At 68.9% G+C, this 12,861-nt stretch carries 12 protein-coding genes and 2 riboswitches; of the genes, 7 read left to right on the top strand and 5 right to left on the bottom strand.

Annotation, left to right across the window (positions count from 1 at the left end; all coding sequences use genetic code 11):
- The coding region (glnE, locus tag VA603_RS06320; RefSeq protein WP_323438282.1) for a bifunctional [glutamate--ammonia ligase]-adenylyl-L-tyrosine phosphorylase/[glutamate--ammonia-ligase] adenylyltransferase at positions 1-1,581 on the bottom strand (1,581 nt) is incomplete at its 3' end.
- Between the two features lie 283 nt (positions 1,582-1,864).
- On the opposite strand from glnE, the gene scpC reads away from it, so the two are divergent.
- Entirely contained in the window at positions 1,865-3,379 is a 1,515-nt protein-coding gene (gene scpC, locus VA603_RS06325; RefSeq protein WP_132863417.1) for a succinyl-CoA:acetate CoA-transferase ScpC, read from the top strand.
- Positions 3,380-3,527: 148 nt separating this feature from the next.
- Positions 3,528-3,617, top strand: a riboswitch (glycine riboswitch).
- A 13-nt stretch (positions 3,618-3,630) separates the two neighbouring features.
- A riboswitch (glycine riboswitch) is annotated at positions 3,631-3,735 on the top strand.
- Between the two features lie 88 nt (positions 3,736-3,823).
- Positions 3,824-4,441, top strand: a complete 618-nt coding sequence (locus VA603_RS06330; RefSeq protein WP_323438283.1) for a trimeric intracellular cation channel family protein — start codon at positions 3,824-3,826, stop codon at positions 4,439-4,441.
- A gap of 148 nt (positions 4,442-4,589) precedes the next feature.
- Here the strand turns inward: VA603_RS06330 and VA603_RS06335 are convergent, their stop codons facing one another.
- The 4 genes from VA603_RS06335 to VA603_RS06350 form a co-directional block, all read right to left on the bottom strand.
- The gene (locus tag VA603_RS06335) at positions 4,590-4,928 is read right to left on the bottom strand and encodes a YegP family protein (RefSeq protein WP_132863414.1); all 339 of its coding nucleotides are present in this window, start codon (positions 4,926-4,928) and stop codon (positions 4,590-4,592) included.
- A gap of 122 nt (positions 4,929-5,050) precedes the next feature.
- Positions 5,051-5,311 (bottom strand): GIY-YIG nuclease family protein, encoded by a 261-nt coding sequence (locus VA603_RS06340; protein ID WP_132863412.1) that lies wholly within the window; start codon positions 5,309-5,311, stop codon positions 5,051-5,053.
- Positions 5,312-5,329: 18 nt separating this feature from the next.
- The gene (locus VA603_RS06345; RefSeq protein WP_132863410.1) at positions 5,330-5,773 is read right to left on the bottom strand and encodes a hypothetical protein; all 444 of its coding nucleotides are present in this window, start codon (positions 5,771-5,773) and stop codon (positions 5,330-5,332) included.
- Between the two features lie 154 nt (positions 5,774-5,927).
- Entirely contained in the window at positions 5,928-7,001 is a 1,074-nt protein-coding gene (locus tag VA603_RS06350; RefSeq protein ID WP_323438284.1) for a 3-deoxy-7-phosphoheptulonate synthase, read from the bottom strand.
- Between the two features lie 356 nt (positions 7,002-7,357).
- Between VA603_RS06350 and trxC the strand changes: the two genes are divergently transcribed.
- The 5 genes from trxC to VA603_RS06375 all read left to right on the top strand — a co-directional run.
- On the top strand, positions 7,358-7,798 hold the full coding sequence (gene trxC / locus VA603_RS06355) for a thioredoxin TrxC (RefSeq protein ID WP_323438285.1): 441 nt from the start codon (positions 7,358-7,360) through the stop codon (positions 7,796-7,798).
- An 18-nt stretch (positions 7,799-7,816) separates the two neighbouring features.
- Positions 7,817-8,194, top strand: coding sequence for a YkvA family protein (locus VA603_RS06360; protein ID WP_313252882.1), 378 nt, complete (start codon positions 7,817-7,819; stop codon positions 8,192-8,194).
- A gap of 295 nt (positions 8,195-8,489) precedes the next feature.
- The gene (locus VA603_RS06365; RefSeq protein ID WP_323438286.1) at positions 8,490-9,395 is read left to right on the top strand and encodes a LysR family transcriptional regulator; all 906 of its coding nucleotides are present in this window, start codon (positions 8,490-8,492) and stop codon (positions 9,393-9,395) included.
- Positions 9,396-9,702: 307 nt separating this feature from the next.
- The gene (locus tag VA603_RS06370; RefSeq protein ID WP_323438287.1) at positions 9,703-11,838 is read left to right on the top strand and encodes an acetate--CoA ligase family protein; all 2,136 of its coding nucleotides are present in this window, start codon (positions 9,703-9,705) and stop codon (positions 11,836-11,838) included.
- The coding region (locus tag VA603_RS06375; protein WP_323438288.1) for a hypothetical protein at positions 11,835-12,861 on the top strand (1,027 nt) is incomplete at its 3' end. The genes VA603_RS06370 and VA603_RS06375, both read left to right, overlap by 4 nt.

The following is a 12,861-nucleotide window of genomic DNA, read 5'->3' on the forward strand; positions in this document are numbered from 1 at the left end:
CAGCAGCCCCAGCACGCGCCGCAGCGCGGCGTCCGGCTGCGGCGAGCGGGTGGCCGCATGCAGCAGCGCCGGCAGCACCCGGTCCAGCCGCGCGCGCGCGTTGTCCGAGAGCGACTTCACGCCCAGCGACTGGGCGAACTCACGCAGCGACTGGTCGGCACCGGCCGCATCGGCGAAACCGGCCTCGGCCAGCACCTCGGCGCTGCCGCCACCGGGCAGCACGCGCCAGTAGCTGGCCAGCGCATCGGGCGCGGCCTGGCCCTGGCGCGGGGCCAGCAACGCGCCGAACTCGGTGCCCACACGCTGGCGCTGCGCATCCAGCGCCTGCAGCAGCGCCTCCCAGTTGGCGTAATCCAGGCCCAGCGCGATGCGCTCGCGGTCCAGCGGGTCGGTCGGCAGGCTGTGGGTCTGCGCATCGCGCAGCATCTGCAGACGGTTTTCCACGCGCCGCAGGAAACGGTAGGCGCTGATCAGGTCCTGACCATCCTGCTCGGCCATCTGCCCGGCATCCATCAACGCGCGCAATGCCGGCAGCAGGCGCCGCTCGCGCAGCGCCGCCTCGCGGCCGCCACGGATCAACTGCAGCGCCTGGGCCAGGAACTCGATCTCGCGGATGCCACCGGGGCCGCGCTTGATGTCGTCCACGCGGTCCTTGCGCGCGACCTCGGCGGTGATGGCCGCCTTCATCTCGCGCAGGCCATCGAGTGCGGTGAAATCCAGGTAGCGGCGGTAGACGAAGGGCCGCAGCGTTTCCAGCCAGGCCTCGCCGGCGGCGATGTCACCGGCCACCGCGCGCGCCTTGATCCAAGCATAGCGCTCCCAGTCGCGGCCCTCGCGCTGGAAGTACTGGTCCATGCCGGCGAACGACAAGGCCACCCGCCCCGCGGTGCCGAATGGGCGCAAGCGCAGGTCGACGCGGTGGCAAAAGCCTTCGGCGGTGGTTTCATCCAGCAGCCGGGCCAGGCGCTGGCCCAACCGCGCGAAGTACTCCTCGGCCGCCAGCGGACGCGCGCCGTCGGACTCGCCGCCTTCCGGGTAGGCGTAGACCAGGTCGATGTCGGAGGAGAAATTCAGCTCACCGCCGCCGAGCTTGCCCAGCCCGAACACCACCAGCCGCTGCACGCCGCCGTCGGCGCTGCGCACCACGCCGTGGCGGCTGGCGAATTCCTGCTCCAGCGCGGCCAGCGCCAGCTGCAGGCAGTCCTCGGCCAGCCGGGTGGCCCCGGCCAGGGTGGCGTCCACGTCATCCAGCCCCTGCAGGTCGCGCCAGATCAACCGGGTGGAGGCCGCCGCGCGGTAGCGGCGCAGCTGGGTGGGCCAGGCGGTGGGCTGCAGCGGGTCCAGTCCGGGCAACGGGACCGGGGCCGGATCGGGGGCCGCCAGCCGCTCCAGCAGCTCCGGCTGCCGGCACAGCGTGTCGATGGCGAAGTCGCTGGCGATGGCCAGCCGGCGCAGCCCCGCCTCGATGTCCGGCGGCGGCGGCCAGCGCGCCGGGTCCGGCAACGCCAGCTTGAGGCGGGCCAGGGCCCGGTCAATCACCGGGGCAACGTATTCAGGAACTGCGGCGGGGGAATTTTCCATCCGTCGATTCTGGCATCTGCGCATGCCAGCGATCGCCATCTGCGGCGATCGGCCATTAAAAAAGCCCGCTGACAGCGAACTGTCAGCGGGCTTTGCTCCCTCCCCCACGTCGGGATGCAGGGCGATCGTGCGGCCTGCCGAAGCAACTTGCACGCTGCAGTGCAAAACAGTACTTGGCGGTACAAGAGCCTGCGCGCCACAAAAACCATCCCACCAAGGTAGAACCCCCCTGCCCCGCGGGAAGGGCGATAATCCACGGTCCCCACAACAACCCGTAGTCGTCATGTCTGTCGAACGCATCCTGGACGCGCGCCTGCGCGACCGCATCGTCTCCGCCGAACAAGCCGCGGCGCTGATCCAGCCGGGCGAAACCGTCGCCATGAGCGGCTTCACCGGTTCGGGCTACCCCAAGGCGGTGCCGATGGCGCTGGCCAAGCGCATCGAGGACGTGCATGCGCAGGGCCTGCCGTTCCAGATCAAGCTGATGACCGGTGCCTCCACCGCGCCCGAACTGGACGGCGCGCTGGCCAAGGCCGACGGCATCGCCATGCGCATGCCGTTCCAGACCGACCCCGATGCCCGCAAGCGCATCAACGACGGCAAGCTGGACTACATCGACATCCACCTCTCGCACGTCGCCCAGCATGTCTGGTTCGGCTTCTATGGCGAGATCGATACCGCGGTGGTCGAGGTTTCGGCCATCCGCGCCGACGGCGCGCTGGTGCCGTCCACCTCGGTCGGCAACAACAAGACCTGGCTGGACCTGGCCAAGAAGGTGATCATCGAGGTCAACGAGTGGCAGCCCGCCGACATCGAGGGCATGCACGACATCTACTACGGCACCGCGCTGCCGCCGCACCGCAAGCCGATCCCGCTGATCCACGCCAACGACCGCATTGGCCAGACCACGCTGGACGTGGACCCGGACAAGATCGTGGCGGTGGTGCGTACCAATGGCCCGGACCGCAACAGCCCGTTCAAGCCGATCGACGAGGACAGCCGCCTGATCGCCGGCCACCTGATCGAGTTCCTCAAGCACGAAGTGGCCAAGGGCCGCCTGCCGCACAACCTGCTGCCGCTGCAGTCGGGCGTGGGCAACATCCCCAACGCCGTGCTCGCCGGCCTGGCCGACAGTGGCCTGCGCGGACTCAGTGCGTTCACCGAGGTGATCCAGGACGGCATGCTGGACCTGCTCAAGTCCGGCGTGCTCGAGTACGCCTCGTGCACCGGCTTCGCGCTGAGCCCGGAGGCGAACGAGGAGTTCAAGCGCAACATCCGGTTCTACCGCGACCGCATCATCATGCGCACGCAGGAAATGTCGAACCACCCGGAGCTGGTGCGCCGGCTGGGCTGCATCGGCATGAACGGCATGATCGAGGTGGACATCTACGGCAACGTGAACTCCACCCATGTCATGGGCAGCCGCATCATGAACGGCATCGGCGGTTCGGGCGACTTCACCCGCAACGGCTTCCTGTCCACCTTCCTGAGCCCGTCGATGGCCAAGGGCGGCAGCATCTCGGCGATCGTGCCGATGGTCAGCCACGTCGACCACACCGAGCACGACGTCTCGATCATCGTCACCGAGCAGGGCCTGGCCGACCTGCGCGGCCTGCCGCCGCGTGCCCGCGCCCGCCAGGTGATCGACAACTGCGCGCACCCGGGCTACCGCGACCAGCTCAACGACTACTTCGACCGCGCCTGCCGCGACAGCTACGGCAAGCACACCCCGCACCTGCTGCCCGAAGCGCTGTCCTGGCACCAGCGCTACATCGACACGGGCAGCATGAAGGCCTGAGCAACGCCCGCGGCAGCGGGCATGCAGTCGCAGCACCGAAGCAGCCGACGGCCCCGCCGCCGGCTGTTTTCATGTGGGAGCGGGGGCACCGACAGGCGCGGACTGCCAGATCCGGCCAGTTCATGCTGCAACGCAGCAGTTACACTGGCACCCGGATGCAGGAGAGAGGCGCCACGCTGGCGCCCGCCGAAGGCGCAGGCTCCCATGATCGCTCAGGCCGGTGGGCTGGAATCCCACCAACCATGCATCCGACACGCCGAGCTGGAGAGAGGTCGCCGGACACCGTCCGCGCGATCCGCCGAAGGGGCACGCGGCCATCACCGCTGAACTCTCAGGCACAAGGGACAGCGGGAGCGGCACCGGTCAACGCAGTCCCATCCTTGCCCAGGCAAGGGTGGCGGCAGGCGCATGGCCGGCCCCACCGCTCTGCCAGGAACCCACAGCATGCTGCTTTCCCTCATCTACCTGATCGCCATTTCCGCCGAAGCCATGACCGGCGCGCTGGCCGCCGGCCGGCGCCGCATGGACCTGTTCGGCGTGGTCATGATCGCCTGCGTCACCGCTCTGGGCGGTGGCTCGCTGCGCGACATCCTGCTCGGCCACTACCCGCTGGGTTGGGTGAAACACCCCGAGTACCTGGGCTTCACCGTCTGCGCGGCGCTGGTCGCCACCTGGCTGGCGCGCTGGATGCACCACTTCCGCAGCACCTTCCTGGTGCTGGACGGGCTGGGCCTGATCGCCTTCACCCTGATCGGCTGCGCCATCGCGCGCGAGGCCGGGCATGCCCCGCAGATCGTGCTGATCGCCGGCACGCTGACCGGCGCGTTCGGCGGCGTGCTGCGCGACATCCTCTGCAACGAGGTGCCGCTGATCTTCCAGAAGGAGCTGTACGCGATCATCTCGCTGCTCACCGGTGCGGCCTACCTGCTGTTGCTGCACTGGCAGGTGGCCGACGACACCGCGATCGTGTGCTGCCTGGTGGGCGGTTTCGCACTGCGCCTGCTGGCCATCCGCTACCGCTGGGAGATGCCCAAGTTCGTGTACCAGGACGAGGTGCATTGAGCTGGCTGGTGCTGCCCTCACCCCAACCCCTCTCCCGCGTGCGGGAGAGGGGCCAGGTTCACGACAGTTTGAAGTGATCGGCGCAACTGCAGTTTCAAAGCCCCTCTCCCGCACGCGGGAGAGGGGTTGGGGTAAGGGCAAAACCCAACTACCCCGCCGTCTTGTCCTTCACCGTCGTGCTCGGCCCGTTGCCCTTGACGCTGGTGATGCCGGCTTCGCGCGCGGCCTGCGATGCGTACAGCTGGCTGCTGCCGATCACCTGGTGGTTGGCGGCCTTGAGATTGAAATGGTGTCGACCATCGCTGCTGGTCTTGCGCTCGTAATGCGCTTCATCGGGGCTGTTCTTCTGCACCGAGGCGATGCCGTTCTCGGCCGACGCGCGCGTGGTGTAACGCTCGCTGGTGAGGATCACCTCGGCGTTGCCTGCCTTGAGCACGAAGTAGAACTGCCCGTCCTTGCTCTTCTCCAACTCGTACCAACCTGCCATCACGAACCCTCCGCTTGAGGACGATGCCGACATGCCGCTGGACAGCCGCATGCGTGGCTGTGGTGCCCGGCTGCCCGGGCGTTGGCGCCGCCCGGAACGGCGGCTGCAAGCCAGACTCTACCTCAATCCCCGGCCCGCTCCAGCCACGCCAGCTTGTGCTGGCGGGGGAGCTGTTTGATCTGCCATTCCGCGCGCGAGGCGGCGGCACGGTCGGCGTACGGGCGCATGCCCAGTACCCGCAGCGGCGGGTGCGCGCGCGTGTAACGCGCGCCCTTGCCGGCCAGATGGGCCTGGAAGCGCGCCTGTACATCGGTGCTGATACCCGCGTAGTAGCTGCCATCGCGGCATTCCAGCAGGTACAGGAACCAGGCACCGTTACCCACGCGCGCTCCCGCCCGCTGTTACAGGCTCGCCGCGTCGGCGATCTTGCACAGGCCTTCACCCACCGCCTTGTTGGAGGTCAGCTGGCCGCCCTTGATGCTGAAACGCACTTCAACGCGGATGGACCCGTCGTTCTGGCGGCGCACGGTGGTGCGCAGCGGCACGGTGGAGCCACCACCACCGCGTACCGTCTGCTCGGCGGCGATGTAGCCGGTCTGCTCGTTCGGCGAGACACCCACCAGCCCCTCGGCCTCGATCGCGGCCACGGTCTTGCGGAAAGCCTCGGGGTAGCTGATGCCTTCGTGGTCGGTGGAGGCCAGGAACTGCTTGCCGGTGGTGAAGCCACCGCTCACCGCCAGGTTCTGCAGGCAGCCACTGCCCGAATCCACGACTTCCCTCTTGGCCATCGCCACGGTCGGCACCAGCATCATTGCCAGCACCATACTGCACGTACGGATACGCATCACTTCCTTCTCCATAAGCGGTGATTTCTAGGCTTCCTGCCGCGTGAGGCGCTCTCCCCTGAGACCACAGCAGGCGGGAGGCATTGCGCCTCCCGCCGCGTAAATTACTTGGACTGGCCGGTGCGTGCCAGTGTGGCTGTCACGCTTGGCCCAGTCAGGCGGCCGCTTCCAGCTGTGCCTGGCGGCGCCCACGCACGGCCTCGGCCAGCCGCTCAAGCACCTGCACGGTGCTGTCCCAGTCGATGCAGCCGTCGGTGATGCTCTGCCCGTAGACCAGCGGCTGGCCCTGGACCAGCTCCTGGCGGCCGGCCACCAGGTGGCTCTCGATCATCACCCCGACGATGCGCTGCTCGCCGCCCTCCAGCTGGCCGGCGATGTCCTCGATCACGCGCGGCTGGTTCTCCGGCTTCTTGCTGCTGTTGGCGTGGCTGGCGTCGATCATCAACCGCGCCGGCAGCTGCGACTTGCCCAGCACCTCGCTGGCCGCCTGCACGCTGGCCGCGTCGTAGTTGGGCGCCTTGCCGCCACGCAGGATCACGTGGCAGTCCGGGTTGCCCTGGGTGGCCACGATGGCGGTGCCGCCCTCCTTGGTCACCGACAGGAAGTGGTGCGGGTGCGAGGCCGCGCCGACTGCGTCGGCGGCGATCTTCACGTCACCGGTGGTGCCGTTCTTGAAGCCCACCGGGCACGACAGCCCGGAGGCCAGCTCGCGGTGCACCTGGCTTTCGGTGGTGCGCGCGCCGATCGCGCCCCAGGCCACCAGGTCGGCGATGTACTGCGGCGAGATCACGTCCAGGAACTCCACGCCCGCCGGCAGGCCGAGGCGGTTGATGTCGCGCAGCAGGCCGCGCGCCAAGCGCAGGCCCTTGTTGATGTTGAAGCTGCCGTCCAGGTCCGGGTCGTTGATCAGGCCCTTCCAGCCAACCGTGGTGCGCGGCTTCTCGAAGTACACGCGCATGACGATCTCCAGCTCGCCGCCGAGCGCATCGCGCAGCGGGCGCAGGCGCTGGGCGTACTCCATCGCCGCGACCGGGTCGTGGATGGAGCACGGGCCGACCACCACCGCCAGGCGATCATCCTCGCCATGCAGGATGCGGTGCAGCGCGGCGCGGGCGTCGGCCACGGTCTGCGAGGCCTCCTCGTCGCAGGGCAGCAGCGACAGCAGCTGGGCCGGCGGGGTCAGCGGTTCAAGTTTGCGGATGCGCAGGTCGTCGGTGTGGGGGGGCATTGCGGGGGTCTCCAATCCAGATCGTGAAGGGTGTGGCCCCAGCGCTGGCGGCATGAAAAAAGCCGCCAGGTTGGCTGGCGGCTTTTCGGGAATGCGTCTGAAGGTTTCTTCAGGGTGAGCGCAGTCCTTCCTCCGCCAGCGGCTTCGGAAAGTAATACCAAAAGTAAAAGCTGGCGCGGGCTGCGTTCATGGGCTGCATTGATAACACGCTTTTTTGTGCAATGCGACAGTTACAGCCGCAACGGACGCGGCGGTGGTTTCGTTCATCCAGCGCCGTTGCGGGCCGCCCCCGGTCGCCCGCGCTTCACCCCGGCGGCCACATACTGCAGCGCAGTCCACTCCTGTCCCACATGCCGATGAGCACCCCGAGCCCCGACCTGCTGCAGATCGCCTGCCCGCACTGCAATGCCATCAACCGCGTGCCGGGCACGCGGCTGGCGCAGTCGCCTGCGTGCGGCCGCTGCCACCAGGCCCTGTTCACCGCTGTGCCGATCGCCCTGGATGATGCTGCCTTCCAGGCACATGCGCAGCGCTCGCAGATTCCGCTGCTGATCGACTTCTGGGCGGCATGGTGTGGCCCCTGCCGGCAGATGGCACCGGAGTTCGCCAAGGCTGCCGCGCAGCTGGAACCGCACATGCGGCTGGCCAAGGTCGACACCGAGGCGCAGCCGGCGCTGGCCGCGCGCTTTGCCATCCGCAGCATCCCGACCATGGTGCTGCTGCAGGGCGGGCGCGAGATCGCGCGCCAGTCCGGCGCGATGTCGGCCAGCCAGATCGTGCAGTGGGCCCGTCGCTGACGACGGCATCGAACACACATGGCAGGTCTGCGCCAATGGGCCAGGGAGCTGAAGCGACAGACGCTGGTCGTCTACTTCGTGGCGCGCGACCCGCGCACGCCATGGCCGCTGCGCCTGCTCGCCCTCGGGATCGCGGCGTATGCGCTGAGCCCCATCGATCTCATCCCGGACGTCATCCCGCTCCTGGGCTATCTCGACGACCTGGTGATCGTGCCGCTCGGTCTGCTGCTGGTGCTGCGCCGGGTGCCGGCAGAAGTACTCGATGACGCCCGGCAGCGGGCTGCGGCCGCGGCGACACGGCCGGTCAGCCGCGCCATGGCCGCCATCATCGTGGTCGTCTGGATCGCATCGCTGACGGCGCTGGGGGCATGGCTCTGGCGGTCGATGCCGGCCTGATTCCTGCCGGGACGTGCGTTCGCGCGTAGCAACCTGATCCAGGCGATGCCGTGCGTTCATCGTTGGAGCGAACCACGGTCGTTGGCGTCCGGCTGTTGCCGCAGTACACCGTGGCAAGGCCGTTGGTGTGGCGTTGTTTCCTGACGGAACAATGGCGACTGTAACCCCGTTGTCCCGAAACAGAACGGTGGAAACCACGCAGGAATGCGGGCCACGCGTGGTTGGCGATGCCGCGCATTACAGCTGCCGGGCGACTCCCCATACTGGACTGCCCCATCGCCACTCCGCCACGCGCATGCGTACCGAATCCCGGTTGCTCCAGATGTTCGTCGCCGTGGCCGACGCGCTGTCCTTCACCCGCGCGGCCGACGCCCTGCACGTTGCCCAGCCATGGCTGTCCGCGCAGATCCGCAAGCTCGAACGACAATTGGGCTTCGAGCTGTTCATCCGCGACAGCCGGCGCGTCGCGCTGAGCGAACAGGGGGCCGCGCTGCTCGCGCCGGCACGGGCGGTGATGCAGGCACTGGATGCGTTCAACGCCGGCGCGCTGCTGCTGCGCCGGCAGCAGGAGTGGCCGCTGCTGCGGATCGGGCTGCCACCGTATTCGCACCTGTTCGCCGAACGCGTGGTGCTGCTGGAACGTTTCGCGCAGATCCATCCACGGCTGCGCATCGAGACCGTGGTCGGCTGGAGCCCGGAGCTGGTCGAGAAGGTGGCCGACGAGAAGCTGGACATGGCATTCGTCGTTGGCGAGGTGATCGATCCGGCACTGGAGTACCGGGTCGTGGCCCAGTCCAGCTGCGAACTGCTGTGCCGCCGGGACGACCCACTGGCACAGCTCGACGTGGTCAGCGACCGCGACCTGCACGACAGGACGGTGCTGGTCTTCGAGCGTGCCCTGAACCCACCGCTGTACGACCAGTTGTTCAACGGTCCCAAACGCGCCGGCGCGGTGTTGCGCGTGGACCACGAAATGATGAGCGACCTGTGGCTGGAGCACATCCTGGCCAACCGGGCGCTGGGCCTGAACTTCATCCGCCGCCCCCCCGCGCAGTTGCAGGAGCAGCTCTGCGCACGGCCGATGATCGACCAGCGCCCGGTGCTGCTGCGGCTGGCGCGCCGCCGCGGCACTCCCCATCCGGCCACGGAACTGTGCTGGCGCATGGCATCGGCGTTCGAGGGCATCGCCGATGCCGGCTGAGCGCCGCGGGCAAGAGCAAACACGTCTGGATGGCCATGCTTTTCGTATTGGACGCGTCCCCCGCCGTTTCCGATAGTGCATTGCATGCCGCGTCTTCTTGAACCTGTTCACGTCCTGCACGGACACGTCCGAACAACGGGCCGGGCGCATGCCGCCCAGGCGCGTGAACAGCTTCAAGCCGGCGCATGGCGTGCGCCCCCTCAGGTGTCCTGACCTCATCCGCTACCGCACGTGGCACGCGCGTCCGTTCCCGCGCGGGCAACAACCGTCGCGTGCCGGCGGCGCCCGATTGCACGAGAACTCCCCCATGAATGCACGATTGAATGCACACGCCGATGCGCCTGCCTCGCTCGATGGGCTGCTGCGCCCCCGCGCCATCGCGCTGGTCGGCGCCACCGAACGCTCCCGCTGGTCCAACGGGGCATTCGCCAACCTCGGCGAACTCGGCTACGCAGGCCAGGTACACGTGGTCAACCCGCGCGGCGGCCATATCCACGGACTGCGTGCCGCCGCCTCCTGCCGGGCGATCGGCGAACCGGTGGACGCGGCACTGCTGATGGTGCCGGCGCACGCCATCGAGGATGCCTTCGGCGACCTGCACGAGGCGGGCATCGCCAATGCGGTGATCCTGACCTCCGGTTTCGCCGAGACCGGCGAGGATGGCGCACGACGCCAGGCCGCGCTGGCGGGCCTGGCACGGCAGCATCAGGTCAACCTGCTCGGGCCGAACTGCCTGGGGCTGATCAACTACATCGACCGCATCGCGCTGTGGACGATCGGCCTGCCTACCCGCCTGACCGGCAATGTCGCGCTGATCTCGCAGAGCGGTGCCACCGCCAGCTACATCGCCGACCATGCCGGCCGCCAGGGCGTGGGCCTGAGCTACATCGTCTCCACCGGCAATGAAGCCGACCTCAGCGTGGCACGCCTGGTCGACTACATGGTCGATGACGAAGCCACCCGGGTCATCTGCCTGTTCCTGGAAACCACGCGCGACACCGCGACGCTGGCAGCCGCCGCGCGGCGCGCCTTGGCCGCCGGCAAGCCGGTGGTGGCGTTGAAGATCGGCACCAGCCCGGTCACCGCGAAAGCCGCTCAGGCGCACACCGGCTCGCTGGTCGGCGATGACCGGGTGTTCGACGCCGCCTGCCGGCAGCTGGGCATCATCCGCGTACATTCGATCGACGACCTGGTGGCCACCGCCGCATTGCTATCCCGCCTGCGTCCGCGCGGTGGTGCCAACGTCGCCGCCATCGCCATTTCCGGCGGTATCTGCGAGATCGCCGCCGACCGCGCCGAAGCCAGCGGCCTGGCACTGCCCGAGCTGTCCGTGCGCAGCCGTGATGCGTTGGACGAAGTGATGCCGTCCTTCGGCACACCGCACAACCCGCTGGATCTCACCGGCGCGGCCATCCTCGACCCGGCGCTGTTCGCGCGCAGCATCAAGGTGCTCGACCAGGACCCCGACATCGGCCTGATCGCCTGCCTGTACGACCTGCCCACCGAACCCCGCCATGGCTACAGCCAGCAGGTGATCCAGCAGGTGGGGCAGGCGTTCTCCGCCGCCAGCACGCCCGGCGTGCTGCTCAGCATCGCACCGCGACCGGTGCCGGATTTCAGCCGGATGCTGGCCGAGCACCATGGCCTGGTCTATCTGGGCGTGGGCCTGGACCGCGGCGTGGCCGCCATCGCCCAGGCCCAGTGGTGGGCACGACAACATCCTCTTTCCCCGCAGCCATCCCGCACCGCGTTGCCGGCCGGCGAAGACGTGCAACGCCCGCGGTCGGAGCGGGAGACGCTGGATTTCCTGGTGACCCAGGGCGTGCCGGTGGTGCCGGCGCGGATGGCGACCGACCCGGTGCAGGCGCAGGGCCATGCCGCCAGCTTCAACGGCCCGGTGGTGCTGAAGATCGCTTCGCCCGACATCGCCCACAAGAGCGACGTCGGCGGCGTGTGCCTGGACGTGGCCGTCGAAGAAGCCGCCGATGCATACCAGCAGGTGCGCCATGCGGTTGCGTCCGCGCGGCCCGATGCACGCATCGATGGCGTGCTCGTTTCGCCGATGCGCCGCCACGGCATCGAGCTGCTGGTGGGCGTGGTGCGCGACCCACAGTGGGGGCCAACACTGGCGGTCGGCCTGGGCGGGGTCTGGGTCGAACTGTTCAAGGACAGCAGCCTGCGCCTGTTGCCGGTCGGCGCCGAGGATGTGCTGGCAATGCTTGGCGAGCTGCGCTGCTCGGCGCTGCTCGATGGGTATCGCGGCGGGCCGGTCGTGGACCGTCGTTGGCTGGCTGAAGTGATCGCGCGCATCGGGGATGCCGCCCTCGCCCTGGGGCCGGACCTGGCCTCACTGGAGGTCAATCCGCTGCTGGCCAGCGGCGGGCGGATCGAGGCACTGGACGGCCTGGTGGTCTGGAATACCCCAGTGGAGCCGGCCCAGTGAGCAGCCCTGCCACCCAACCGGTGATCGTCGGCATCGGCGAATGGCTGGACCGCCCGGCCGATCCACGCGACGGGCTGGAGCCGGTCGACCTGATGCTGCGTGCCGCGCGCGTGGCCGAGGACGATGCACGTGCACCGCTGCTGCAGCAGGTCGATTCACTGGACGTGGTCAACCTGTCCAGTTGGCGCTACCGCGATTCGCCGGGCCTGTTGGCCGAATGCCTGGGCATTGAACCGGCACATCGCGCGTATGGAACGGTGGGCGGCGAGAGCCCGTTGCGGCTGATCCAGGAGGCTGCCGAACGCATCATCGATGGCCAGAGCCGGGTCGCGCTGATCTGTGGCGCCGAATCCCAGTCCACCGTCGGCAAGGCCGCCGCGCAGGGAATCACGCTGCCTTGGACGCACTGGGCCGAGGATGGACCGGCGCCGCTGCGCGGTCACACGCTGGTGCATCCGCTGGCCGCCGCGCTCGGCTGCGACCGGCCCGCCACGGTCTATCCATTCTATGAAACGGCCAGCACGGCCCACTGGGGACAGACCCCGTCCGCGGCGCAGCGCGAGAGCGGCGAGCTGTGGAGCCGCTACGCGCGGCATGCCGCCGGCAATCCCTGCGCGTGGCTGCGCGAGCCGTACAGCCCGGCCGACGTCACCACGCCATCGGAACAGAACCGCTGGATCGCCTGGCCGTACACCAAGCGCATGACCGCCAATCCGCAGGTCAACCAGGGTGCGGCCGTGCTGGTGACCAGCCTGGCGCTGGCGCGCCGCGCCGGCCTGCCCGAAGAACGCCTCGTGCACATCTGGGGCGGCGTGCATGCCAACGAGCCCGGCGACTTCCTGGCACGCGACCACTACTGGGAAAGCCACGCCCAGAGCACGGTGCTGGAAAGCGCACGCCACCTTGCCGGCGGCGTGTTCGAAGCGATGGAGCTGTACAGCTGCTTTCCCTGCGTCCCCAAGATGGCGCGCCGCGCGCTCGGGTTGCCGGCGCGCTTCGAGCCCACCGTCACCGGCGGGTTGA

It is taken from the genome of Stenotrophomonas capsici (genome assembly GCF_034961085.1).
Lineage (GTDB): Bacteria > Pseudomonadota > Gammaproteobacteria > Xanthomonadales > Xanthomonadaceae > Stenotrophomonas > Stenotrophomonas capsici.